General features: G+C 68.6%; 19 protein-coding genes and 2 tRNA genes. 13 read left to right on the top strand and 8 right to left on the bottom strand.

Translation table 11 applies throughout. From position 1 onward, the window contains the following. Nucleotides 1-16 precede the first annotated feature (16 nt). The 4 genes from nrfD to selD all read right to left on the bottom strand — a co-directional run bounded on the left by nrfD (nucleotide 17) and on the right by selD (nucleotide 6374). Nucleotides 17-1036, bottom strand: coding sequence for an NrfD/PsrC family molybdoenzyme membrane anchor subunit (gene nrfD, locus GON09_RS09195; RefSeq protein ID WP_213931532.1), 1020 nt, complete (start codon nucleotides 1034-1036; stop codon nucleotides 17-19). Beyond that, complete coding sequence (locus GON09_RS09190; RefSeq protein WP_213931531.1) at nucleotides 1033-1947, bottom strand: 4Fe-4S dicluster domain-containing protein; 915 nt, start codon at nucleotides 1945-1947, stop codon at nucleotides 1033-1035. The genes nrfD and GON09_RS09190 overlap by 4 nt, the downstream gene beginning before the upstream one ends. Beyond that, nucleotides 1944-5243, bottom strand: coding sequence for a formate dehydrogenase (gene fdh / locus GON09_RS09185; RefSeq protein WP_244865455.1), 3300 nt, complete (start codon nucleotides 5241-5243; stop codon nucleotides 1944-1946). The genes GON09_RS09190 and fdh overlap by 4 nt, the downstream gene beginning before the upstream one ends. A 108-nt stretch (nucleotides 5244-5351) precedes the next feature. Next, a complete protein-coding gene (gene selD, locus GON09_RS09175) occupies nucleotides 5352-6374 on the bottom strand; it encodes a selenide, water dikinase SelD (protein ID WP_213931529.1) in 1023 nt (340 codons plus the stop codon). A 58-nt stretch (nucleotides 6375-6432) separates the two neighbouring features. Between selD and GON09_RS09170 the strand changes: the two genes are divergently transcribed. From GON09_RS09170 to selB, 3 genes are all read left to right on the top strand, one after another. Beyond that, nucleotides 6433-6527 (top strand) — tRNA-Sec (locus tag GON09_RS09170). Nucleotides 6528-6560: 33 nt separating this feature from the next. Beyond that, the gene (gene selA / locus GON09_RS09165) at nucleotides 6561-7865 is read left to right on the top strand and encodes an L-seryl-tRNA(Sec) selenium transferase (protein ID WP_213931528.1); all 1305 of its coding nucleotides are present in this window, start codon (nucleotides 6561-6563) and stop codon (nucleotides 7863-7865) included. Next, on the top strand, nucleotides 7865-9607 hold the full coding sequence (gene selB / locus GON09_RS09160; protein WP_213931527.1) for a selenocysteine-specific translation elongation factor: 1743 nt from the start codon (nucleotides 7865-7867) through the stop codon (nucleotides 9605-9607). Before selA ends, selB begins: the two co-directional genes overlap by 1 nt. Before the next feature lie 145 nt (nucleotides 9608-9752). Here selB and gdhA read toward each other — a convergent pair whose 3' ends face one another. From gdhA to GON09_RS09145, 3 genes are all read right to left on the bottom strand, one after another. Then, nucleotides 9753-11096 carry an NADP-specific glutamate dehydrogenase gene (gene gdhA / locus GON09_RS09155; RefSeq protein ID WP_213931526.1) on the bottom strand — a complete coding sequence of 448 codons (1344 nt, stop codon included), beginning with the start codon at nucleotides 11094-11096 and terminating at the stop codon, nucleotides 9753-9755. A gap of 202 nt (nucleotides 11097-11298) precedes the next feature. Beyond that, nucleotides 11299-11372: transfer RNA gene (locus tag GON09_RS09150), tRNA-Arg, on the bottom strand. Nucleotides 11373-11433: 61 nt separating this feature from the next. Continuing rightward, nucleotides 11434-12090 (bottom strand): DedA family protein, encoded by a 657-nt coding sequence (locus GON09_RS09145; RefSeq protein WP_213931525.1) that lies wholly within the window; start codon nucleotides 12088-12090, stop codon nucleotides 11434-11436. Nucleotides 12091-12336: 246 nt separating this feature from the next. Here GON09_RS09145 and GON09_RS09140 point away from each other — a divergent pair, with 246 nt between their 5' ends. The 7 genes from GON09_RS09140 (at nucleotide 12337) to GON09_RS09110 (ending at nucleotide 21303) form a co-directional block, all read left to right on the top strand. Continuing rightward, nucleotides 12337-13218: an FAD binding domain-containing protein gene (locus GON09_RS09140; protein WP_213931524.1), complete on the top strand. Its 882-nt coding sequence runs from the start codon at nucleotides 12337-12339 to the stop codon at nucleotides 13216-13218. Between the two features lie 4 nt (nucleotides 13219-13222). Beyond that, a complete protein-coding gene (locus GON09_RS09135) occupies nucleotides 13223-13708 on the top strand; it encodes a (2Fe-2S)-binding protein (RefSeq protein ID WP_213931523.1) in 486 nt (161 codons plus the stop codon). Then, entirely contained in the window at nucleotides 13708-16101 is a 2394-nt protein-coding gene (locus GON09_RS09130; RefSeq protein ID WP_213931522.1) for an aerobic carbon-monoxide dehydrogenase large subunit, read from the top strand. Before GON09_RS09135 ends, GON09_RS09130 begins: the two co-directional genes overlap by 1 nt. Nucleotides 16102-16212: 111 nt before the next feature. Further along, on the top strand, nucleotides 16213-17124 hold the full coding sequence (locus tag GON09_RS09125; protein WP_213931521.1) for an XdhC family protein: 912 nt from the start codon (nucleotides 16213-16215) through the stop codon (nucleotides 17122-17124). A 44-nt stretch (nucleotides 17125-17168) separates the two neighbouring features. After that, nucleotides 17169-18020 (top strand): AAA family ATPase, encoded by an 852-nt coding sequence (locus GON09_RS09120; RefSeq protein WP_213934368.1) that lies wholly within the window; start codon nucleotides 17169-17171, stop codon nucleotides 18018-18020. Beyond that, complete coding sequence (locus GON09_RS09115; RefSeq protein ID WP_213931520.1) at nucleotides 18017-19267, top strand: vWA domain-containing protein; 1251 nt, start codon at nucleotides 18017-18019, stop codon at nucleotides 19265-19267. The genes GON09_RS09120 and GON09_RS09115 overlap by 4 nt, the downstream gene beginning before the upstream one ends. A 2-nt stretch (nucleotides 19268-19269) precedes the next feature. Continuing rightward, nucleotides 19270-21303 carry a cytochrome c oxidase assembly protein gene (locus tag GON09_RS09110; RefSeq protein ID WP_213931519.1) on the top strand — a complete coding sequence of 678 codons (2034 nt, stop codon included), beginning with the start codon at nucleotides 19270-19272 and terminating at the stop codon, nucleotides 21301-21303. A gap of 28 nt (nucleotides 21304-21331) precedes the next feature. On the opposite strand, the gene GON09_RS09105 is transcribed toward GON09_RS09110, so the two are convergent. Next, a complete protein-coding gene (locus GON09_RS09105) occupies nucleotides 21332-22186 on the bottom strand; it encodes a tryptophan-rich sensory protein (RefSeq protein WP_213931518.1) in 855 nt (284 codons plus the stop codon). Nucleotides 22187-22282: 96 nt separating this feature from the next. On the opposite strand from GON09_RS09105, the gene GON09_RS09100 reads away from it, so the two are divergent. The 3 genes from GON09_RS09100 to GON09_RS09090 all read left to right on the top strand — a co-directional run bounded on the left by GON09_RS09100 (nucleotide 22283) and on the right by GON09_RS09090 (nucleotide 25571). Beyond that, the gene (locus GON09_RS09100) at nucleotides 22283-23413 is read left to right on the top strand and encodes a lipase family protein (protein WP_374195297.1); all 1131 of its coding nucleotides are present in this window, start codon (nucleotides 22283-22285) and stop codon (nucleotides 23411-23413) included. Between the two features lie 72 nt (nucleotides 23414-23485). Then, nucleotides 23486-25159: an energy-dependent translational throttle protein EttA gene (gene ettA / locus GON09_RS09095; protein ID WP_213931516.1), complete on the top strand. Its 1674-nt coding sequence runs from the start codon at nucleotides 23486-23488 to the stop codon at nucleotides 25157-25159. Further along, nucleotides 25152-25571: an acyl-CoA thioesterase gene (locus tag GON09_RS09090; protein ID WP_213931515.1), complete on the top strand. Its 420-nt coding sequence runs from the start codon at nucleotides 25152-25154 to the stop codon at nucleotides 25569-25571. The genes ettA and GON09_RS09090 overlap by 8 nt, the downstream gene beginning before the upstream one ends. Nucleotides 25572-25636: the final 65 nt, after the last annotated feature.

Genomic DNA, 25636 nt, shown 5'->3' with positions numbered 1-25636 from the left:
GCCTGGGAGCTCGACCTCAGCTCCGATAACGCACGGGTTCCCCGCGGTCGACCCGTTCACGCTGGGGAACGACGGTGTACTTGGGATCCTTCGCCGAGGCGATGCCGGCCTCGTAGACGCCGAGGCGAGTGCACAGCGAGCCGGCCATGAGTGCGGCGCCGGACACCATCGACAGTGCCCGGTTGCGGCGTCCGGCGAGTGCGCCGAGCGCACCGGCCACCGTCAATGCCTTGCTGGCCTTCATCAACCGCCCGGGTCGACCCTGATGGAGTGTCTCGGCCGACAGGCCCATCGACTTCTCCATCCGCTGCTCGAGCGCGAGTTCGGCGAGCGCGCCGCCGACGGCGAAGGTACGCGCCGGTCCGGCCTCGGCGAGCGGTGCCCCCAGCAGTCCGAGACCACCCGATGCGGCCGCCGCGGACCCGCAGAACACGAAGGGAATCTCCTTGTAGGCTGAGTGCCAGGCCGGAGTTGCAGTGTCGGACAGCAGAACACCGGTGTAGGCGGCGACCGGCGGTGCCGTCAGCGCCCCCACGATCCCGGCCGGCCGGCCGAGAGCGAGCAGGAGTCGCACCGGCCCCCGCTTCCACCGGGCGGGCAGCATGTCGGCGATCTCCGCGACCGCCGCGACGCCCGCGAACGGACCGTGCAGCGACAGGATCCACGTACCGACCGACATCGGTGAGGTCGGTTTGGCGACCCGCAACATGTTGAGGAAGCGGCTCGGTTTGCCGAGATCGTGGACGAGGGCACCGACGCTGACGAGAAGCGATGCGAGCGATCCGAATCGGGCCACACGACGCAGTGCGGGGCGACCCGTCAGGTCGGCGCCAGCGGCGAGCAGTGAGCTGCCCGCGGCCACGCCTCCGGTGAACAGGTACACGGCGATGTCGTGTTCCCACGGCGCCGGTTTCACGATCTGGCGTCCGTAATAGGACTCGAAGTCGGCCTCCGGCACCATCACTCGATCTCCGCCGTGACCACCTCCGGACCGGCGCGGATTGCCCGGGCTGCCGCCGTGCTGCACCTGTGTCATCCGCGCCTCCTCAGGAACGACAGGGCGGCGCCCGCCAGCATCGCGACGGCTGCGACGGCAGCACGGTTCCACATCTCCGGTAGATCCTTGGTCGTCACCACCGGGTCCGGGGGCAGGCCGTAGACCTCCGGTTCATCGAGGAGCAGGAAGAAAGCCCCGGTTCCGCCGACTCCGTCCTCGGGATCGTTGCCGTAGAGCCGTGCCTCGGTGACGCCACGCTCGTGCAGCGCGGCAAGTCGCTCGTCGGCTCGCGCGCGCAACTCCTCGACGTCGCCGAACTGGATCGACTGCGTGGGGCACGCCTGCGCGCAGGACGGTGTCTGGTCGTCGGTGAGCCGGTCGTAGCAGAGCGTGCATTTCTGTGCGATACCGACTTTCGGGTCTCCCTCCGGTCCCTTGCGGCGGTCGATGACGCCGTACGGACAGGCGGCCACGCAGTACCCGCAGCCGTTGCAGATGTCGTCCTGCACGACCACCGTGCCGAACTCGCTGCGGAACAGTGAACCGGTCGGGCACACGTCGAGGCATGCCGCGTGGGTGCAGTGCTTGCACACATCCGAGGACATCAACCACCGGAAGTCCGGTTTCTCCTCGTCCGGCTGCTCGCTCGGTGCCGCACCGATGGTCGGCATCCCCAGCGACACCGCCGGTTTCTTCTCGGTGGGCCGCTCGATGAAGGCGACGTGTCGCCACTGGTTCGCGTTGAGCGAATGGCTGTTGTCGTACGACGTGCCGAGCATCGCAAACGCGTTCTCGGGAACGTCGTTCCACTCCTTGCAGGCGACCTCACAGGCCTTGCAGCCGATACACACACTGGTGTCGGTGAAGAAGCCCTTGCGAGCCGGCGGATCCTCGTACCCGGCATCGGGTGCCGGGTCGATCGGTCCGAAGAAGCTGTTGGGGCCGGTCACTCGTCCTCCTCCGGAGCGTGTCCGTCATCCGAGACCGTGACGACGGGTGGGTACACACCATCGCTTACCCCGGCCCGCCGCGCATATCCCTCGACGTACTCCCGCAGCGCCGGTCCGGTCGGCCGGCGTCCGGCGCGGACGTCGCACGTACCGACCTTGCTCTCCTGGATGAGCACGTTCGGATCCAACGTGATCCCGAACAGATCGTTGGTCGAGTCGCCGGTCACCATGCCGCCACCACCCCAGTGATAGGGCATCCACACCTGGTGCACGGTCCGGCCCTCCACCTTCAGTGGACGCAACCGGTCGGTCACCAGCACGCGGCCCTCGACCGCCGAACGGGCAGTGATCACGTGACACCAGCCCATGTGCTCGAGTCCGCGCTCGGCCGCCAGCGCGGGGGAGACCTCCACGAACATCTCCGGCTGCAGTTCGGCGAGATGTTCGAGATACCGGCTCATCCCGCCCGCAGTGTGGTGCTCGGTGAGACGGCTGGTCGTGAACACGAACGGGAACACGTCGACGTGGTCCTCCGGTGGCGCCGGGTTCATCGGGTTGTCGTCGCGACGGTATTCCATGCGCGTCGGGTTGCCCTGCTGCGCATAGAGCGGATTGCGGAACGGCGACTCGACCGGTTCGTAGTGGGTCGGCATCGGTCCGTCGACGAGCCCCTGGGGTACGTAGAGGGCACCCTTGCCATCGCCCTGCATGATGAACGGATCGATCCCTTCGATCGCCTCGACACCGTCGGCGCCCTCGGGGGAGCGATAGCTCGGCGGCTTCGTCTTCTCGAAGTCCGGCACGTCCGCGCCGGTCCACTGCTGCGCGTCGGCGTCCCACCACACGTAGGCCTTGCGTTCGCTCCACGGCCGGCCCTCGGGATCGGCGGAGGCCCGGTTGTAGAGGATGCGACGGTTCATCGGCCACGCCCAACCCCACTCCGGAGCCACGAACGACTGATCGTGACGGGACTTGCGACGGTTGGCCTGATTGACGCCGTCGGCATAGACCCCGGTGTAGATCCAGCAGCCACCCAGTGTGGAGCCGTCGTTCTTCATCTCGGTGAACGACGACAGCGGCCTGCGGGTCGCGATGTCGTACCCGTTGATCTCCATCAGCACCGCTTCGGCGCTGGGCTCGTCGTGCTCGCCGTGCACGGGATAATCCCATGCCAGATCGAGCAGCGGGCGGTCGCGTTCGTCGGTCGACCCGGCCAGCCGTTCCCGCATCATTCGTCCGAGGTGGTAGAAGAACCACAGTTCCGAACGACAGTCCTCCGGCGGCTCGACGGCCTTCTCCCGCCACTGCAGCATCCGCTGGGTCTGCGTGAAGGTGCCCTCCTTCTCGGCATAGGAGGCGGCCGGGAACAGGAACACCTCGGTGGCGCATTCCTCGGTCACGATCTCCCCGGTCTCGACCTCCGGGGAGTCCTTCCAGAAGTTGGCGCTCTCGATCTCGAACAGGTCGCGCACCACGAGCCAGTCGAGATTCGCCATCCCCAGCCGCTGGGCCCGGCCGTGGGCGGATCCCACGGCCGGGTTCTGACCGAGGAGGAAATAGCCCTTGACCTTTCCGTCGATCATGTCGAGCACAGAGCGGTAGGTGCCGTGATCGCCGGTGATCTTCGGCATGTAGTCGAAGCAGTAGTCGTTGTCGGCGGTCGCCACATCGCCCCAGTAGGCCTTGAGCAGGTTCACGGCGTAGGCGTCGGCCTTCGACCAGAAGCCCTTGCTGCCCGGATTGCGGACACTGTCCACCCAGTCCGTCATCGACTCGTGCTTGTTCGCATCGGGCATCGGCAGGTAGCCGGGCAGGAGGTTGAACAACGTCGGAATGTCGGTCGAGCCCTGGATGCTGGCGTGACCCCGCAGCGCCATGATCCCTCCGCCGGGGCGGCCCATGTTGCCGAGCAGCAGCTGCAGGATCGCGCCGGTGCGGATGTACTGCACGCCCACACTGTGCTGGGTCCAGCCCACGCTGTAGACGAGCGCGGTCGTCCGCTCCCGACCGGAGTTCGCGGTCCATGCGCGGCAGACGTCGAGGAAGTCCTCCTGCGAGACGCCGCACACCTGCTCGACCACCTCGGGCGTGTAGCGGGCGAAGTGCCGCTTGAGCACCTGGTAGACGCATCGCGGGTGCTGCAGGGTCTCGTCGCGCCTCGGGTGGCTCGCCGTCTGGATGCCGTGCGCCTCGTTCTGCAGTCCTGCAGCGGTCGCTCGGTGCTCGGCGTGTTCGCCGGAATCGTCGGCCTGAGACTTGTGCAGGTCGCCAGGTTCGTCCTCCACGTCGTACTGCCAGCTCGTCGGGTCGTAGGTCCGCTTCTCCGGATCGAAGCCGGAGAAGAGCCCGTCGAGGTCGTCGGTGTCCTCGAACTTGTCGCTGACGAGCACTGCGGCGTTCGTGTAGTTGACGACGTACTCGCGGAAGTCCAGCTCGTTGCTCAGCACGTAGTTGACGATGCCGCCGAGGAAGGCGATGTCGCTGCCCACCCGGATCGGGACGTGCTTGTCTGCCACCGCGCTCGTACGGGTGAAGCGCGGGTCGATGTGGATGACGCGGGCACCACGGTTCTGGGCCTCCACGACCCACTGGAAGCCCACGGGGTGGGCTTCGGCCATGTTGGAACCCTGGATGATGATGCAGTCAGCGTTGGCCAGGTCGGCTGTGTAGCCGGTGGCGCCGCCGCGCCCGAAGCTGGTCCCCAGACCGGGGACGGTGGCGGAGTGTCATATGCGGGCCTGGTTCTCGACCTGGATCGCCCCCATCGCCGTGAACAGCTTCTTGATGAGGTAGTTCTCCTCGTTGTCCAGCGTGGCTCCGCCGAGGCTGGCGATACCCATCGTGCGCCGGACGCGACGACCCTTCTCGTCGAACTCCTGCCACGTCTCGCGGCGGGTCTTCAGCACGCGATCGACGACCATCTCCATGGCCGTGTCGAGGTCGAGGTCTTCCCATTCGGTGCCGTAGGCCCGGCGATAGCGAATCTTGGTCTCACGCAACTCGCTGGTGACGAGGTTCTTGCTGGCCGAACCCTTGGGGCAGAGGCGCCCGCGATTCACCGGGCTGTCGGGGTCGCCTTCGATCTGGACGATCCGTTCGTCCTTGACGAAGATCTTCTGTCCGCAACCGACAGCGCAGTAAGGGCACACGCTGCGCGCGACACGATCGGCGGTGGAGGTGCGCGGTTCGATCTCGTCGGTGCGACGGGAACGTGCGGCCTTGCCACGCCCGAGCAGGTCCTTACCGAGGAACTGTCGCAGGAAGGGCCAGGGGAGGGACGTGTCCTTCTCCGCCATCGGTCTCCTCTCCGCGCTGTCGTTTCCGAAGTTACCGTCTACCCACGCTTCGTGCCCGGTAATCGGGATCCCGTGCAGGTGTGTCGGCATGTCCGGCGGTCGTCGAGGTCAGCGCACCCGGATCGCGTGCTCGCCCGCGGGGACCACCTCGCCGATGACCGGATGGCCGGGGAGCTCCCCGACGACCAGGAGACCGCCCGAGGTCTGGGCATCGGCGAGCAACAGCAGCTCGTCGTCGTCCACCTCGGAGTCGACCTCGTCACGGACCCAGTCGAGATTGCGACGGCTCCCGCCGGGCACGAATCCCGCCGCGAGCGATTCGCGCGCTCCGGCGACGTACGGCACGGCCGCGGCATCGATCACTGCGGTCGTGCCACTGGCCCGCATCATCTTCATCAGGTGGCCGAGCAGACCGAAACCCGTGACGTCGGTGGCGGCGCGGACACCTGCGGCGTGGGCGAGTTGCGCCGCGTCGCGGTTGAGGGTCGTCATCACCGCTACCGCTTCCTCGAACCGCTCGCCGGTGGCCTTGTGCCGGTTGTTGAGGATGCCGAGACCGAGTGGTTTGGTGAGGGTGAGCGGCAGACCGGGTGTCGCAGCGTCGTTGCGCAGCAGGCGATCCGGGTCGCCGAGCCCGGTCACCGCCAGCCCGTACTTCGGCTCGCGGTCGTCGATGCTGTGCCCACCGGCGAGATGGGCACCGGCCTCGGCGCACGCGTCGGCACCGCCTCGCATCACCTCGGCTGCGAGCTCGAACGGGATGAGCTCGCGCGGCCAGCCGAGCAGGTTGACCGCGACGATCGGGGTGCCGCCCATCGCGTAGACGTCGGACATGGCATTGGTGGCGGCGATACGGCCCCAGGCGTAGGCATCGTCGACGACCGGGGTGAAGAAGTCGGCCGTCACGATGATCGCCCGTCCGCTCCCGTCGGGTGCGGGGTCGATCCGGACCGCGGCGCCGTCATCGCCGTTCTCCACGCCGACCAGCAGTTCGCCGGCGGCTCGTCCCCCCTGCAGGCCGCCGAGGACCCGTTCGAGCTCACCCGGCGGAACCTTGCACGCACAACCGCCGCCGGCGGCGTACTGGGTGAGGCGGATGGCGCCCTCGGGAAGGTCGACGTGTGCGGTCATATGATCGAACATACGGGCGTGCCGCAACCGAGGGCTCGACTTCGGTTAGGGTGAGCGCGGAGGTGGTTCTCGTCTGGTGACGGTCGCGGTCTTCAAAACCGTTGTGGCCCAGTATCTGGGCTGGGCGGGTTCGATTCCCGTCCGCCTCCGCCAAATTTTTTCGTCGAGTGTGGGATGAGGAGGCGCGTGCCGGATCCGAGACGGGACGTTCCCCGCACCGATCAGGTCCTGGCCGATCCGCGCCTGCGCGAGGCCGTCCACCGACTCGGCTCCCGTCTGGTCAAGCAGACCGTGGTCGCGGCCCAGCAACGGTGCCGCGACGGCGAGATCGAGCCGGGAGCCGTCGCCGACGTCGCGGTCGCATCGTTGCCGCGGCAGGCGGCCACCCTGCGTCGCGTCGTCAACGCGACCGGCGTGGTGGTGCACACCAATCTCGGCCGCGCGCCGCTCTCCCGCGCGGCGGTCGAGGCCGTGACGACCGCGGCGGGCGCGACCGATGTCGAGCTCGATCTGACCACCGGCAGGCGCGGGCGGCGCGGACGCGGCGCGCTCGAGGCGCTCGCCGCGCAGGTGCCGGATGCCGGAGGCGTCCACGTGGTCAACAACGGTGCCGCCGCTCTCGCTCTGGTCACCCGGGTGCTTGCACGCGGGGGCCGCTCGATCGTGATCGCGCGGGGCGAACTGGTCGAGATCGGCGACGGCTTTCGGATCCCGGAACTGCTGGAATCGGTCGGTGCCGGGCTGCGGGAGGTCGGTACCACCAACCGTGTCCGCCTGAGCGACTACGCCGCGGCCGTCGACGACGACACCGCCTTCGTCCTCAAGGTGCATCCCTCGAACTTCACGGTCAGCGGCTTCACGTCGTCCGTGTCGGTCCGCGAACTCACAGGCCTCGGACCGCCCGTCGTGGTCGACATCGGGTCGGGACTGCTCGCACCGCATCCACGCCTGCCGAACGAGCCCGACGCCACCAGTGCTCTGCGCGCCGGCGCCGACCTGGTCACGGCCTCCGGCGACAAGCTGCTGGGCGGTCCGCAGGCCGGGTTGCTGCTCGGGCGGGCCGAACTGGTGGAGCGCCTGCGCCGGGATCCGTTCGCGCGGGCACTGCGCGTCGACAAGCTCACCCTCGCCGCGCTCGAAGCGACCCTGACGGGGCCGACGCCTCCCGTCGCGGTGGCACTGGCCACCCGGCCGGAGGATCTCCGCGACCGCGCGCAGGCGATCTGCGCCGCGCTGCCTGCCGAGTGCGAGCCCGAGGTGGTCGACTCCGACGGTGTCGTCGGTGGTGGCGGCGCCCCGGATGTGACCCTGCCGAGCGTCGCGATCGCGCTGCCCGAACACCTCGCCGTGCCGTTGCGTCTCGGCGAGCACCCGGTCGTCGGCCGCGTCGAACGGGGCAGGCTGCTGCTCGACCTGCTCGCCGTCGACCCCGGTGAGGACGGTGGGCTGATCGAAGCCGTGACGCGCGTGGTCCGTCGCGAAGGACACTGATGCACGTCGTCGCGACCGCCGGCCATGTGGACCACGGCAAGTCGACGCTGGTCGAAGCACTCACCGGCGCGAACCCGGATCGGCTCGCCGAGGAGCGGCGGCGAGGACTGACCATCGAGCTCGGCTACTGCTGGACGTCCTGGCCCGAGGTGGGGGAGGTCGCCTTCGTCGACGTCCCCGGTCACGAGCGTTTCCTGACGACGATGCTTTCCGGGGTGGGGTCGGTCCCGGCCGCGCTGTTCGTGGTGGCCGCCGACGACCCGTGGATGCCGCAGGCTGCCGAACATCTCGCGGCGCTCGACGCGCTCGGCGTGCGCCACGCGGTCGTCGCGGTGACCCGCGCCGATCTCGCCGACCCGGGTCCCGCAGCCGCGCGGGCCGCGGCGGAGGTCGCCCGCACGAGCCTCGCGGGGGCGCCCGTCGTGGCCGTGAGCGGACGCACCGGGATGGGCCTCGACGAGCTCCGGGCCGCGTTGACGACGATGATCGCCGCGCTCCCGGCCCCGGATCCGCAGGGTGATGTCCGGCTCTGGGTGGACCGCCGGTTCACCGTGCGCGGATCCGGAACCGTCGTCACCGGAACGCTTCCCGCCGGCACGGTCCGGGTCGGCGACACCCTCGCACTCGGCGACACGCCGCTGCGGGTCCGTGGCGTGCAGGCACTCGGGCGCGACCGGACCGCGGTGAGCGGCGTGGCCAGGGTCGCCCTCAATCTCACCGGCCGGATCGACGACCTGGGACGGGGCAGTGTGCTCGTGACACCCGGTGCGTGGCACCACACGTCCGTCGTCGACGTGCGGATCAGCGGCGAGGACCGACCTCCCGTCGCCCCTGTTCTCCACGTCGGTGCTGCCGATGTCGGCGTCCACTGTCGTCCGCTGGCGGACGATCTCGTTCGGCTCACTCTCGATCGCCCGCTACCCTTGCGGATCGGCGACCGCGCGCTGCTGCGCGACCCGGGTCGACGCATGATCTGGCGGGCCGACGTTCTCGATCCGGACCCGCCCCGCTTCCGGCGGCGTGGCGCTGCGGCACATCGTGCCCGGCAACTCGCGGGTGCCGACGGCACGCCGCGTCTGGCCGACGAGCTCGCCCGCCGCGGACTCCTGCACCGGCAGCGGTTGCGTCAGCTGGGCATCCCTCTCGAGGAGGGAGATCACCTGGTGGTGGGTCCGTGGTTCGTCGCACCCGGCCTCGCGAGGGCGGTCGCCGACCGGCTGCCCGCCCTCGTGCAGGCACACGCTCGCGCTCATCCCCTGGACCCGGCGGCACCGTTGACCGTGCTGGCGTCGCAGTTGCGGCTTCCCACGCCCGACCTCGTGCGCGCGCTGGTACGACCGCCTCTCGAAGTGGCCGGGGGACGGGTGATCGCTCCGGGAGCCGACGGTCTGCCGAGCAAGGTCCGGGCGGCGGTCGAACAGGTGCGCCGCGACCTGACGGCCGCGCCGTTCGTCGCCCCGACCGCCGATCGACTCCGCGAACTCGGCCTCGACGAACGCGCACTGGGCGCAGCCGAACGCAGCGGACGGTTGTGGCGGGTCGGTCCGGGCATCGTTCTGCTTCCCGATGCCGCCGATGCCGCGGTCGAGTTGCTGGGGGAGCTGGAACAGCCCTTCACGACCAGTGCGGCACGCGAACGTCTGGGAACCACACGGCGGGTGGTCCTGCCGCTGCTCGACCGGCTCGACAAGGCGGGCCGCACGCGACGGCTCCCCGACGACCGTCGCGAGATCGTCCACTAGGGCAGCACCGACCGTCCGGGGCCGGTCGAGTCCCACTGTGCGCGGATGCGAGAGGTGACGTGCACCTGAACCCGGCGAGCGCCGAAACACGAAGTGCGGGTACCGAACTCGTCGGTACCCGCACTCGAGTGCGAAAAGTCGGTCGTCAGATGACGCCCAGTGCGAACATCGCGTCGGCGACCTTCACGAAGCCCGCGATGTTGGCGCCGTGGATGTAGTCGCCCGGCTTGCCGTACTCGGCGGCGGTCTCGACGCAGCGGCCGTGGATGTCGGCCATGATGCCGGCGAGACGCTCGTCGGTGTAGTCGAAGTGCCACGAGTCGCGCGAGGCGTTCTGCTGCATCTCCAGTGCGGAGGTCGCCACACCACCGGCGTTGGCGGCCTTGCCGGGCGCGAAGGCGACTCCGGCATCGCGGAAGACGCCGATGCCACCCGGGGTGGTGGGCATGTTGGCGCCCTCGGCGACGATCTTCACGCCGTTGTTGACGAGGGTCTTCGCCGATTCCTCGTCGAGTTCGTTCTGCGTGGCACACGGCAGTGCGACATCACACGGCACGTTCCAGATGTTGCCGCCGGGGAAGAACTCGGCGTCGCCGCGCTCGTCGACGTACTCGGAGATGCGTCCGCGTCGGACCTCCTTGATCTCCTTGAGGAGAGCGACGTCCAGGCCCTTGCGGTCGACGATGTAGCCGGAGGAGTCGGAGCAGGCGATCGCGGTGCCGCCGAGCTGGTGGATCTTCTCGATGGCATAGATCGCGACATTGCCGGAACCCGAGACGACGGCGGTGCGGCCATCGAGCGAGGTTCCCGCGGTCTTGGCCATTTCGTTGACGAAGTAGGCCGCGCCGTAACCGGTGGCCTCCTTGCGCACCTGCGAGCCGCCCCAGGTGAGACCCTTGCCGGTGAGCACGCCGGACTCGTAGGAGTTGGTGAGGCGCTTGTACTGGCCGAAGAGGTAGCCGATCTCGCGGCCACCGACACCGATGTCACCGGCCGGGACGTCGGTGTACTCGCCGATGTGGCGGTGCAGCTCGGTCATGAAGGACTGGCAGAAGCGCATGATCTCCTGCTCGGAGCGACCCTTGGGGTCGAAGTCCGAGCCGCCCTTGCCGCCGCCGATGGGCAGGCCGGTGAGAGCGTTCTTGAAGATCTGCTCGAAGCCGAGGAACTTGACGATGCCGAGGTTCACGCTCGGGTGGAAGCGCAGGCCGCCCTTGTAGGGGCCGAGAACGCTGTTGTACTGCACGCGGAAGCCACGGTTGACGTGGACGTTGCCCTGGTCGTCGATCCACGGCACGCGGAAGATGATCTGCCGTTCGGGCTCGCACAGGCGCTCGATCAGGCCGGATTCGAAGTATCCGGGGTGCCGCTCGAGCACGACATGCAGAGACTCGAACACTTCGGCCGCAGCCTGGTGGAATTCGGGTTCACCTGCGTTGCGGGCCTTGACCTGTTCGTAGATCTCTTCGATGCGGTCCGATGTCGACACGCCCACCTACCTGACTCTGTGAGGATTCTGTAACACGGGATTTACGACGAGAACTATAGGACGTGGTCCTTAGCATGTGTTAACCCGGCAGCGAGGTGGGATGAGAAACACACGGCCGGAGCGGCGTGTGAGTGGGGTGAATTGCCCGTTTCGGAAGTAGGATGTGCGGCCCCGCCGGGAATGATCCGCCGGCGGTCGGAGGTGCCCCCGGCAGGACTCGAACCTGCGACCTAGAGATTAGAAGGCTCTTGCTCTATCCAGCTGAGCTACGGAGGCGCGGCCAGAATCTTAGCGGGTGCCGCCGGTGGTGGATGCACGCACCCTCACCGTCGGAGGGTCATCGCTCGAGCGCTGTGCCGCGGTCGTCGTCGGTGCTCGATTCGCCCCGGGGAACGTCCACATCCCCGGTCTTGAACCGCTGGATGAGGTGGTCGATTCCGACCCCCAGGACCACCGCGACGCAGATGGACACGGCCGCACCGAACAGCGGTTGCGATTCGAACCAGCCACCGACGAGGCGGCCCACCAGCGCCGAGTACAGCGCCCAGGTCGTACCGCCGAGGATCGTGAGGGGCACGAACTTCCGCCGCGGGTATCGGGTCGCTCCGGCCGTCATGTTCACGGCGATCCGGCCGATCGGGATGTAGCGGGCCGTGAGGATCACTGCCGCGCCACGCTTGTCGAGTCCGCGTCGCGCCCATGCGAAAGCGGCTCGTGCCTTCGGGCGTCGCATCCACCGGAACCGGTCCGTGCCGACCTTCCGTCCGATCGTGTAGGCGATGTTGTCGCCGATGATCGCGCCGAGCGCCGCGAGCACGATGACGATCCACAGGTAGGGGCGGCCGGTCGAACCCGAGAGGGACGCCAGGGTCACCAGGACGGTCTCGCTGGGCACCGGAGGGAAGAAGCCGTCGAGGATGCACACGGCGAAGACCAACGGGTAGACCCAGAGAGCTGCGGCCTGGCCGATGATGAATTCGTTGATCACGTCCATGGATATGCGTGGTGCTCCCGTCGGGTCCGCCGGTCGGCTCCTTCCACGCTATCCGCTCGCGCCGCCGAGGGCTCCGGACGAGGGCAGCGTCACGGTGCACTCCGGCCGCGACGTAGCGATCCGATTCCGATTAGTCCGTTTCGCCGCGTCGATCCCGGCACGGGTCTAACCTGGGCGCAACAGGGGGAAGTGTGGACGGCCGGCGGGGGAAAGCCGGTCCGCGCCACCTGATGGCGGGAGATCTTCATGCAGGTTCCTGGCCCATTCGAGTACGAGCGCGCCACCGGAGTGGATCACGCCGTCGAGTTGCTCGACCGGCACGGCGAGGGCGCCCGGATTGTCGCCGGCGGACACAGTCTGCTGCCGATGATGAAACTTCGGCTCGCGAATCCGGAGTACTTGATCGACATCAACGATCTCGCGGACGAACTCGACCACATCGTGTTCGAGCCCGGGTTCGTGCGCCTCGGTGCCCTGGTCCGGCACCGCCGACTTCTCGAATCCGACGAACTCGCCGAGGTCTTCCCGATCTTCCGGGATGCCGAGCGGGTGATCGCCGATCCCATCGTCCGCAATCGTGGAACGCTCGGTGGGTCGCTGTGCCAGGCCGACCCCGCCGAGGATCTGTCCACCGTGTGTGCGGTGCTCGACGCAACATGCGTCGTTCGCGGACCGGCCGGGGTGCGGGAGCTCGATTTCCACGACTTCCATCTCGGCGCCTACGAGACGGCGGTTGCCCCGAACGAACTCCTCGTCGAGGTGCGGCTGCCGAGAAAGGGCACCGGATCCAGCGCGTACGAGAAGGTCGAGCGTCGTGCCGGCGACTGGGCGGTGGCCGCGGCGGGCGTCGCGCTGTGGACGTCGGGAGGGCAGATCACCGACGCCCGGGTCGGGCTGACGGCCGTGCGCGGCGACGATTCGGCGTTGTCGGCGATCACCGACCTGCTGCGCGGCTCGCCACCCTCGGAGGAACTGTTCCGTGAGGCGGGCGCAGCGGCCGCGTCGGCGTGCGATCCCGAGACCGATCAGCGCGGCACCGCCGCCTACAAGCGTCACCTCGCATCGGAGTTGACGGTGCGGGCCCTGCGCCGATCCGCCGAACGTCTCGGCGTCACCGAAAGGGTGTGATCCGATGCAGATCTCGATGACCGTCAACGGCGAGAACGTCACCGCCGACGTCGAACCCCGGACACTGCTCGTGCATTTCCTGCGTGACCACCTCGGTCTGACCGGAACCCACTGGGGATGCGACACGAGCAATTGCGGAACGTGCGTCGTCTCCGTGGACGGCGAACCGGTGAAGTCGTGCACCACCCTGGCGGTCATGGCCGCCGGCCACGAGGTGCTCACCGTCGAAGGACTCGAACGCGCCGGCGTCCTCGACCCGGTGCAGGAAGGCTTCGTGCGCTGTCACGGACTGCAGTGCGGTTTCTGCACCCCGGGAATGATGATCACCGCCCGGGCCCTGCTCGATCGTGATCCCGACCCGGACGAGGCGACGATCCGCGAGGCGATCTCCGGGCAGATCTGCCGCTGCACCGGCTACACCACCATCGTCCGGTCGGTCCGGTGGGCTGCCGAACATTCCTCGAACACGCAACCCTCGGAGGTGTCGTGATGACCGCGGTCGAACCGGGCACACGCCCGGAGGAGCAGGACAACGATCGCAAGCCGTGCGGGCACGGCCGCATGCTGCGCAAGGAGGATCCGCGATTCGTACGCGGGCGCGGCACCTATGTCGACGACGTCCGGTTGCCGGGCATGCTGCACCTCGCCGTGCTCAGGTCACCGGTCGCACATGCCCGGATCAATCGCATCGACACGTCCGCGGCTGCGGCCCACCCGAAGGTGCGGGCAGTGATCACGGGAGCCGACCTGGCCGAGAAGGGCTTGGCGTGGATGCCCACGCTGTCGAACGACGTTCAGGCGGTGCTGGCCACCGACAAGGTGCGGTTCCACGGCCAGGAGGTCGCGTTCGTCGTCGCCGACGACCACTACTCGGCGCGCGACGCCCTCGAACTGATCGACGTCGACTACGAGATGCTCGATCCGGTGGTGGACGTGCGTACGGCCCTGTCACCCGAGGCGCCTGTGATCCGGACGGATCTCGACGGGAAGACCGACAACCATTGCTTCGACTGGGAAGCGGGCGACGCGGCGGCCACCGACGCGGTCTTCGCGAAGGCCGACGTCGTCACCCGTCAGGAGATCGTCTATCCGCGGGTGCACCCGGCGCCCATGGAAACGTGCGGTGCGGTCGCCGACTACGACCGGATCTCCGGAAAGCTGACGCTCTGGTCCACCACCCAGGCCCCGCACGCCCATCGCACGCTGTACGCGCTGGTCGCGGGTCTGCCCGAACACAAGATCCGTGTCATCTCGCCCGACATCGGCGGGGGATTCGGCAACAAGGTGCCCATCTATCCCGGCTATGTCGGGGCGATCGTCGCGTCGCTGGTCACCGGGCGGCCCGTCAAGTGGATGGAGGACCGCAGCGAGAACCTCATGAGTACCGGCTTCGCGCGCGACTACATCATGGTCGGGGAGATCGCGGCGACGAGGGAAGGTCGCATCCTCGCGATCCGGTCCCGGGTCCTCGCCGACCACGGCGCGTTCAACGCCACCGCGGCCCCGGTGAAATATCCGGCCGGCTTCTTCGGGGTGTTCACCGGCAGTTACGACATCGAGGCCGCGTACTCCCACATGACCGCGGTCTACACCAACAAGGCACCCGGCGGTGTCGCCTACGCGTGCTCGTTCCGCATCACCGAAGCCGTGTACTTCGTCGAACGACTCGTCGATTGTCTGGCCTACGACCTCGACATGGATCCGGCCGAACTACGACTGAAGAACCTCCTGCGCCCTGAACAGTTCCCGTACACGAGCAAGACCGGGTGGAAGTACGACTCCGGCGACTACGAGACCACCATGCGCAAGGCCATGAACCTCGTCGGGTACGAGGATCTGCGCCGCGAGCAGGCCGAACGTCGCGCCCGGGGTGAACTGATGGGCATCGGCATGTCGTTCTTCACCGAGGCCGTGGGCGCGGGGCCGCGCAAGGACATGGACATCCTCGGCCTCGGCATGGCCGACGGCTGCGAACTGCGTGTCCATCCCACGGGTAAGGCCGTGGTGAGGTTGTCGGTGCAGTCCCAGGGACAAGGGCACGAGACGACCTTCGCGCAGATCGTCGCCGAGGAGATCGGCATACCGCCAGACGACATCGACGTCGTCCACGGCGACACCGACAACACCCCCTTCGGGCTCGGCACCTACGGAAGTCGCTCGACACCGGTGTCCGGCGCGGCCGCCGCGCTGGTCGCCCGCAAGGTGCGCGACAAGGCGAAGATCATCGCGTCGGGCATGCTCGAGGTCTCCGTCGCCGATCTCGAATGGGAGAAGGGCACCTTCCGGGTCAAGGGAGACCCGTCGGCGTCGGTCACCATCCAGGACATCGCGATGCGCGCCCACGGCGCCGGCGACCTGCCGGAAGGCCTCGAAGGCGGTCTCGAGGCGCAGATCTGCTACAACCCCGAGAACCTGACCTATCCCTACGGCGCTTACTTCTGTGTCGTCGACGTCGATCCCGGCACCGCGGAGGTGAAGATCCGCCGGTTCCTGGCCGTGGACGACTGCGGCACCCGCATCAACCCGATGATCATCGAGGGGCAGGTGCACGGCGGCATCGTCGACGGGATCGGCATGGCCCTGATGGAGATGATCGCGTTCGACGAGAACGGGACGTGCCTGGGCGGCTCGTTCATGGACTACCTGATCCCTACCGCCCTCGAGGTGCCGACGCTCGAGACGGCGTTCACCGTCACTCCGTCACCGCATCACCCGATCGGCGCGAAGGGCATCGGCGAATCCGCCACGGTCGGTTCCCCACCCGCGATCGTCAACGCCGTGGTCGACGCGCTGAAGCCCTTCGGCGTCCGGCACGCCGACATGCCGTTGACACCGTCGCGGGTGTGGGAGGCCATGCAGGGTCGCGCGACCCCGCCGATCTGAGCGACGCGACCGGAGGGATTCCGAGTGGAACGAGCACCGCACGGGGTGGAACGAGCGCCGCACGGGGTGGAACGAGCACAGCACGGGGTCGAACGAGCGGAGTACGGGGACATGGATTTTGCGGCGCGGGCAGCACAGTTGCGCACCGAACGCCGCCCGTTCGTGGAAGCAACCGTCGTGCGGGCACAGCCACCGACGTCCGCGCACTCGGGCGACCGGGCGCTCGTCCACGCCGACGGCACGATCGAGGGGTTCGTCGGCGGACAGTGCACCGAGAACTCGGTGCGCGAAGCGTCCCGCACGGTGCTCGAGCGAGGAGAGAGCATGCTCCTGCGGGTACTGCCCGCCGGAGCAGGCGAGTTCCCCGACACTCCGGGGGCGACTATCGCGGTCAACCCGTGCATGTCCGGTGGTGCCACCGAGATCTTTCTCGAACCGCGGATGCCTGCGCTGGTGGTGGCCGTGTTCGGGGACTCGCCCGTCGCCGACGCCGTGAGCGACTTCGCGCGGCGTATCGACTACTCGGTGGAACGGATCGGCGGGACAGCCGTTCCCGCCGACGCGTCGGTGGTCATCGTCGCGAGTCACGGAGGCGACGAGGGGAGTGTGATCCGTGCGGCGCTCGACACCGGAAGCCGCTATGTCGGCCTGGTCGCCAGCCGCACCCGTGGCGCCGCGGTGCTCGACGAGGTGGATCCCACCGACGACGAGCGTGCCCGCGTGCACACCCCGGTCGGACTCGACATCGGTGCGCGCACCCCCGCTGAGATCGGACTGTCGATCGTCGCCGACATCGTGCGAGTCGCGCGCAGCGGCGGCCTCGCTCGCCCCTCCGAGGAGGGGGGTCGACGCGTCGCGGTGCCGAAGGAGACGGGACCGAAATCGCGTACGGCCGTCGACCCGGTGTGCGGGATGACCGTCACGATCACCGAGTCCACCCCACACCTCGTCGTTGCAGGCCGGACGATGTGGTTCTGCTGCCCGGGCTGCCGTAGCCGCTACGAGAAGGACGATATCGCGTGACCGATCCGTCCTCTCCGGGCATCTTCACCGGCGTCGACGACGTGATGGCCGGATTCGACAGCCACGATCACCTTCTCGATCAGGGCACCGCCGCCGCGATCCATCTCGCCGTCGCGCTGGGGCGACCGCTGTTGCTCGAGGGCGAACCCGGGGTCGGCAAGACCACCGCCGCGAAGGTGCTCGCGCAGATCCTCGGCAGCCCGCTGATCCGGTTGCAGTGCTACGAGGGACTGTCGGTCGCCGAGGCTCTCTACGACTGGAACTACCAACGCCAGCTGCTCGCGATCCGGCTCGCCGAAGCACGCGGCGACGTTCCCGCCGAAGCCGACCTGTACTCCGAGGAATACCTCCTCGAACGCCCCATCCTGCGCTGCGTACGCCATCGCGGCGACACGCCCGCCGTCCTGCTCGTCGACGAGATCGACCGCGCCGACGACGAATTCGAGGCGTTGCTGCTCGAATTCCTGGGGGAATTCGCGGTCACCGTTCCCGAACTCGGCACCCTCACCGCGACCCGCCCGCCCGTCGTGGTTCTGACTTCGAACCGGAGCCGCGACCTGCACGACGCACTGCGGCGACGTTGCCTGTACCACTGGATCGACTATCCCGACCGCGCCCGAGCGGTGGCGATCCTGCGTCGCACGGTGCCGTCGGCGAACGCCGCACTCGTCGAACGCGCCACGGATTTCGTCGCGGTGGCTCGCGGACTCGATCTCGACAAGGCACCCGGGATCGCGGAGACCATCGACTGGGTGTCGGCGCTCGCCGCGCTCGGTGTCACCGACCTCGTCCGGCCCGAAGCGGCGATGTCGCTCGCGGCGCTGGCGAAGACTCCCGACGACGGCGACGCGTTGGGGGAGGCTCTGGCCCGGTTCGCCTCCGCCGAGGCGTCGTGAGCGCCCGGATGCTGCCCGGCGTCGATCACGCCGCCTTCGCGGTCGCGTTGGTCGACCGGCTCAGGTCCGCCGGGGTCGTGGTTCCGGCGGACGGAGCGGCGACGTTCACGCGCGCCCTACGCGCGTGTCCGTCGACCACCCGGACCCGGTTGTACTGGACCGCGCGGCTCACCCTCGTCGACCGGCACGAGAGCCTGGCCACCTTCGACGCGGTGTTCGACCGGGTATTCGGTGAGGCGCCTCTCCCGCTCGACCCGCACGCCCGTCGTACGGGACCGGAGGACGAAGGCGCGTCCGGGGCGGTGACGCCGGACGGACCCCGCCGGCCGAGCGTGGCTCCTGCATCCGGACACGACGTTCCGTGGGTCACCAGGACGATCGTCGAATCCGCAGAGGGGGAGCGGGCGGGCGGCCGGCCGGGACGCGAGGTGGCGAGTGCGCTGGCCGAGATCGCCGATCAGCGGTTCGACGACCTCGACCCGGCGCACCTCGCACTCCTCGAATCGTGGATCGAGGCGGCCGGTATCCGCTGGGCGACGCGCCGCACCCGCCGCCGGGTCGAAGGCCACACCGGGCGCGTCGACGTCCGCGCGAGCATCGCCGTCTCCCGCAGTACCGGTTTCGAGCCGCTCCGTCTGATCCGCACGCGGCCGGGTCGTCGGCGGCGGCAGCTCGTCGTGTTCTGTGATGTCAGCCGCTCGATGCGTCCCTACACAGGGGTGTATCTGCATCTCGTGCGTGCGCTGGCGCACACCGGAACGGCCGAGGTCTTCGTGTTCTCCACCACAGCGACGCGCCTGACGCCCGTGCTCCGTCACCGGTCGGTCGAACAGGCGATCGACGTCGCCAACGAGCGCGTACGGACACGGTTCGGAGGCACTCGCATCGCCGGTTCGCTCGCCGAGGTGGCCGCCTCGCGCCACGGACACCTGATGCGCGGAGCGATCGTCGTAGTCGCATCCGACGGTTGGGACAGCGGCGATCCCACCGAACTCGTCCACGTCCTGGCCAGGATTCGTCGTCGCGCGCACCGACTGGTGTGGCTCAACCCCCGGGCCGGGCAGTCCGGCTTCACGCCCTCGACCGGATCGATGTCCGCCGCGCTTCCGCACTGCGACGCGATGGTGGCGGCCGACACACTCGTGGCCCTGCAGCACGCCGTCGACGTCGTCACGTCCACCGATACGAGGGCCGGGGGACTCCGACGGCGTGTCGTAGGTCATGGCGTGGACGTCCTACCCTGGTAGTCATGGCAACATCCGAGCTCGCGTCTCCCGCGCAGCCTCCGGCGCCCGCCCCCACGAGGGGAAACCCGCCGGCACTGCTGATCCTCTTCGGCCTCCTCGCAGCGATCGTCGCGGCGTTCGCGGTCGGGTTGTCCGCTGCCCAGGCTCTGGTGTTGCTCGGTATCCCCGACCCCGGTCCGCTCACGACCTACGGACTGCCCGCGGTGCGCGCGATCTCCGAGATCGCGACCGTCATCACGATCGGATCGTTGTTCTTCGCAGCCTTCCTCGTACCCCCGCAGCGGAGCGGGGTACTCGACGTCGGCGGCTATCGCGCCGTACGGACGGCGGGCGTCGCGGCAACGGTATGGGCGGTCACCGCCGCGCTGATGGTGCCGTTGACTCTGTCCGATACCTCCGGCAGTCCGCTGAGCGAGGCCATCCGGCCGGAGAATCTGTTCTCGGCACTCGGCCAGGTGGAGGTCGCGCTGGCCTGGGCCTGGACGACCGTGCTCGCGCTGATCACCGCTGTGCTGACCCGCCTCGCGGTGCGCTGGTCGTGGACGCCCTATCTCTTGCTGCTGTCGTTCGTCGCCCTCATGCCGATCGCCCTGACCGGGCACTCCTCGTCGGGTGGTTCGCACGACATGGCGACCAACAGCCTCGTGTTGCACCTCGTCGCGGCGTCCGTCTGGGCCGGCGGGTTGTTCGCGCTGCTCGCCCATTCGATGCGGGGAGGGGAGCACACCGATATCGCCGCCCGACGATTCTCCTTCGTCGCCGGACTCGCGTTCGTCGTGATGGCGGTCAGCGGCGTGATCAACGCCGCGGTTCGCATGTCGTTCGACGACCTGACCTCCACCACCTACGGCAGGTTGCTCCTCGCGAAGGTCGTCGCGCTGGTCCTGCTCGGCGTCTTCGGCTGGGCCCAGCGACGCCGGGCGCTCCCGGCTCTCGAGGCCGACCCCACCAGCCGGTCGGCTCTCATCCGGTTCACCGTCGTCGAGGCGTTCGTCCTCGCCGCCACGATCGGCCTGGCCGTGGGACTGGGCCGCACCCCTCCGCCGCCCCCGGCCTCGGTGCCGACGGTCCAGGAGGTCGAGCTCGGATACCAGCTCGACGTACCCCCGTCCCTCGTGAGCCTGTTCTTCGGGCAGTGGCGGTTCGACCTGATCTTCGGCACTGCCGCACTCGTGCTCGCCGCTGCCTACGCCGTCGGTCTGTGGACTCTGCGCAAGCGTGGCGACTCGTGGCCGCTCGGCCGGTCGATCGCCTGGTTCTCGGGCTGCTTCGTGCTGTTCGTCGCCACCAGTTCCGGCGTCGGCATGTACTCACCGGCGATGTTCAGCGTGCACATGGGCGCGCACATGGCCCTGTCGATGCTCGCTCCCGTGCTCCTGGCGCTCGGCGGGGCGATGACCCTGGCCCTGCGTGCGTTCACACCGGCCGGACGCAACGCCCCTCCCGGCCCGCGCGAATGGATCCTCGAGTTCCTCCACAGCCCGCCATCGCGCTTCTTCACGCATCCGATCGTCGCCTCGGTGATGTTCGTCGGCGGCTTCTACGCGCTGTATCTCGGTGGGATCTTCACCGCGTTCATCGACAGCCACACCGCCCACGTCCTGATGAACCTGCACTTCCTGCTGAGTGGCTACCTGTTCTACTGGGTGGTGATCGGCGTCGATCCGTCGCCGCGCGACGTGCAGCCCGTGACGAAGCTGGCCATGGTCTTCGGCTCGCTCCCGTTCCACGCCTTCTTCGGTGTGACGCTCATGAGCATGGGCACGGTGATGGCCGAGGGTTACTACCGTGGCCTCGCCCTGCCGTGGAACTACGACCTGTTCTCCGACCAGAAGGTCGGCGGCAGCATCGCGTGGTCGGCCGGTGAGATTCCGCTCGTGCTCGTGATGCTCGCGCTGCTGGTCCAGTGGTCGCGCACCGACCGACGCACGGCGCGGCGTGTCGACCGGGCTGCGGAGCGCGACGACGACGCCGACCTCGCAGCACACAACGCGATGTTCGCCGAGCTGGCGCGCCGCGACCGAGAAGGCCGATAGCCGCGTGCGGCGGATCGAGCAGTGCGGATCAAGCAGCGGACGTCGCGCGGGCCGGTGAACGCTCGGCGCTGATACGTGTCACGACCGTCGCCACGATGGCGATCACCGCGGCCGTCACTGCGGCGACCGCCGCCGGAGTGGAGACCAGACCGTCGTCGCTCGTGCGAGCGACCGCGATCCACGCCAGCCCCCACACGAGCGCGCCGGTCACGGCGAGTCGTCCCCGACCGGCTGTCGCGAGGACCACCGACACGGCGGCGACGACGGCCAGCACGATGATCGCCCACACGTCGGCGCCCCATCCGAACGGATCGATGTCCTCGTAACGCAGGGCCGCCGAGGTGTTGGCGACGGTCGCCACCGACACCCAACCCAGGTAGACGAACATCGTGCCGTCGACGACCACCGCTTCGAGCCTGGTCGACGGCAGCACTCGGGTGAAGATCAGGAACACCCGGACGAGTACGGCGAGCAACGCGACGATGACCACGACACTGAGCCAGACCTGGTCGAACTGGATCGCCGTGATCCATGCGGCGTTGAGCAGCATCGAGGCGGCGATCCACCATCCCGCCGCGCGCTGACGCGCATCGGTGTGGTGTGCCGGCAGCGCCTGCCACACCGCCAGCGCGAGCAGACCGGCGTAGATCAGGGTCCAGATCGAGAAGGCCGGGCCCCCGGGGGCGACCGCCGTGGCGTCGGCGGACAACGCACCGCCCGCGGCCTCCGCGACCGGCGTCCCGCCCGCCGCACCCGAACCGAAGAACGACACCACGACGGCGACGGGAGCACTCGCCGCCACGGCCACGACACGGGCGAGGTCGCGGCCGGTGCGGGTCGCGGGGGACGGTGCGGGCGCGGATCCGTGTGAGGGGGATGTCATGTGCGGAGGGTGCCCGTCGCACGGATCGCTCAATCCCGATCCGGCGAATCGGACGAATGCGGACGCCGCGGAGTGACGGCCCGTATCGTCCTCGACGTGACCCGTCTCACGCGTGTCCCCGCATTGCTGCTCGCCGGTGCTCTGACGCTGCTGACGACCCTCGTGTCACCTCCCGCGGTGGGCGCGAGCCCGGCGCCGGGCGACGTCGTCGAGGTCGCCCCACTCGAGCCGGAGTTGTCCCTGCCCGGCGCGTCCTCGGCTCGCATCCTCGGCTACACGACGCAGTGGCGCGACGGCAGCCCGATCACGGCGACCGGGGCGTTGTTCGTCCCTCCCGGCACCCCGCCCGAGGGCGGGTGGCCCGTGGTCGCGTGGGCCCACGGCACGGTCGGTCTCGACGATTCGTGCGCTCCTTCGCGGTTGCCCCGTACCCCGCGCGACACCACCTATCTCGACCATTGGCTCGGGCAGGGCTACGCCGTGGTGGCAGCCGACTATCCGGGTTTGGGCTCGGACGGGCTGCACCGCTATCTGGACGGGCAGAGCGCCGCGAACAGCGTGATCGACATCGTGCGGGCGGGACGCGCCGTCGAGCCGGCGTTGTCCGACCGCTGGGTCGTGATCGGGCAGTCGCAGGGTGGGCACACGGGTCTGCACACCGCGCAGACGGCGACCACCCGCGCACCCGAGCTGGACTTCCGCGGGACGCTCACGACGGGCGCGCCGTCCAACCTCGAGTACGTGTTCCCGCTCGGACTACCGGGCTTCCCCGATCTCGGTCTCGACGGGCTCACGGCGTTCGCCGCCTACATCTTCGCGGGCCTGCGCGACGCCGATCCTGCCCTGGACGTCGACGGATATCTCACGCCCTTCGGACGGGAGGTGGTCGACGCCGCCGAGCAGCTCTGTTACGGCGAGCTGATCGACCGATACGGCGAGGTCGGCATCGGTGAGGTCGTCGCCCGTCCGCTGAGCGACGACCGGTTCCGCGCTGCCTTGACCGACTATGTAGCGGTGCCGACCCGTGGATACGACCGGCCGCTGTTCCTCGCCCAGGGTCTGCGCGATACGACGGTGCCCGCGCCGCTCGCGTTCAAGCTGATCGGGGATCTGTGGGCCGGGGGCGCGAACGCGCAGTTCCGGACGTATCCGACAGGGCATTCCGAGACGATGTTCGCATCGTTGCCCGACACCACCGGCTTCGTCGCCGACCTGCTGCGGCGCTGACGCCGACGTTCCCCGGGCGTCCCGTGGTTGCACGATGTGGGTAATCGACCGTCGCCGGATACGCTGGTGGTCATGGCGGAGTTCATTTACACGATGAAGAAGGTGCGCAAGGCGCACGGTGACAAGGTCATCCTCGATGACGTCACCATGAGCTTCTACCACGGCGCGAAGATCGGCGTCGTCGGACCCAACGGCGCGGGCAAGTCGTCGATTCTCAAGATCATGGCCGGGCTCGATCAGCCCAGCAACGGCGAGTCCTTCCTCGATCCGGAGGCCACCGTCGGCATCCTCCTGCAGGAGCCGCCCCTCAACGAGGAGAAGACGGTCAAGGAGAACGTCGAGGAAGGCCTCGGCGAGATCAAGGTCAAGCTCGACCGCTTCAACGAGATCGCCGAGCTCATGGCCACCGACTACTCCGACGAGCTGATGGAGGAGATGGGCAAGCTCCAGGAAGAGCTCGACCACGCCAACGCGTGGGATCTCGACTCGCAGCTCGAGCAGGCCATGGACGCGCTGCGCTGCCCTCCGCCGGACGAGCCCGTCACTCACCTCTCGGGTGGTGAGCGCCGCCGTGTCGCGCTGTGCAAGCTGCTGCTGAGCAAGCCCGACCTGCTGCTCCTCGACGAGCCCACCAACCACCTCGACGCCGAGTCGGTGCTGTGGCTCGAGCAGTTCCTCGCGTCCTACCCGGGCGCAGTGCTGGCCGTCACCCACGACCGGTACTTCCTCGATCACGTCGCGCAGTGGATCTGCGAGGTCGACCGCGGCAAGCTGCATCCCTACGAGGGCAACTACTCCACCTACCTGGAGAAGAAGGCCGAGCGCCTCGAGGTGCAGGGCAAGAAGGATCAGAAGCTGCAGAAGCGGCTCCGTGAGGAACTCGAGTGGGTTCGCTCCGGTGCCAAGGCCCGGCAGACGAAGAACAAGGCGCGTCTGGCCCGCTACGAGGAGATGGCCGCGGAGGCCGAGAAGCACCGCAAGCTCGACTTCGAGGAGATCCAGATCCCGACGCCGCCGCGTCTGGGCAACGTCGTCGTCGAGGTCGAGCACCTCGACAAGGGCTTCGACGGCCGCGTCCTGATCAAGGACCTGTCGTTCACGCTGCCGCGCAACGGCATCGTCGGTGTCATCGGCCCCAACGGTGTCGGTAAGACCACGCTGTTCAAGACGATCGTCGGTCTCGAGGAGCCGGACAGCGGCACCGTCAAGGTGGGTGACACGGTCAAGCTCAGCTACGTCGATCAGAACCGCGCGAACATCGATCCGAAGAAGACGGTCTTCGAGGTGGTCTCCGACGGTCTCGACTTCATCGAGGTCGGACAGAACGAGATGCCCTCGCGCGCCTACGTGAGCGCGTTCGGTTTCAAGGGCCCCGACCAGCAGAAGCCGGCCGGCGTGCTCTCGGGTGGTGAGCGCAACCGCCTCAACCTGGCGCTCACGCTCAAGGAGGGTGGCAACCTGATCCTCCTCGACGAACCGACCAACGACCTCGACGTCGAGACCCTGTCGTCGCTCGAGAACGCGCTGCAGCAGTTCCCGGGCTGCGCCGTCGTGATCTCCCACGACCGCTGGTTCCTCGACCGGACCTGTACCCACATCCTGGCATGGGAGGGCAACGTCGAAGAGGGACAGTGGTTCTGGTTCGAGGGCAACTTCGAGGCCTACGAGGCGAACAAGGTCGAGCGCCTCGGTGCGGACGCCGCACGTCCGCACCGTGTCACGCACCGGAAGCTCACGCGTGACTGAGCAGAACGATCACCGGCCCTACCGGTGCCCGATCGAGGTGCGCTGGGGCGACTCCGACCGGCTCGGACACGTCAACAACGCCAAGGTCGTCGAGTACCTGCAGGAAGGGCGCATCAAGTTCTTCCTGAGCGAGCTCCCGTCGCGCGACGCAGTCGTCGTCCGGAAGATGGACGTCGAGTTCCTGCGGCCGCTCAAGGACTCGTCGGCGCCGATCGAGGTCGAGACGGCGGTGCTGCGTCTCGGCACGAGCTCGTTCACGGTGCGCCAGACGATCCTCGACAGGGAGGGCGTCGTGTGCGCCGTCGGCGACACCGTGCTCGTCGGCTTCGATCCCGGGACCGACACGTCCCGGCCTCTGAGCGACGAGGTGCGGGCGGTGCTGGACCGGCACCGCATCGCCACTACCGTCTGACCCAGCGTTCCTCCGCTGCTGTTCGACCCGCCGGTTCCGACCCCCCGACTGCGCGCCGCGGATAG

Source organism: Rhodococcus sp. B50, assembly GCF_013602415.1.
In the GTDB taxonomy this organism is placed as follows: domain Bacteria; phylum Actinomycetota; class Actinomycetes; order Mycobacteriales; family Mycobacteriaceae; genus Rhodococcus.
Note: the sequence above shows the minus strand (reverse complement) of the source record. Positions and strands in the feature narration are given on the sequence as shown.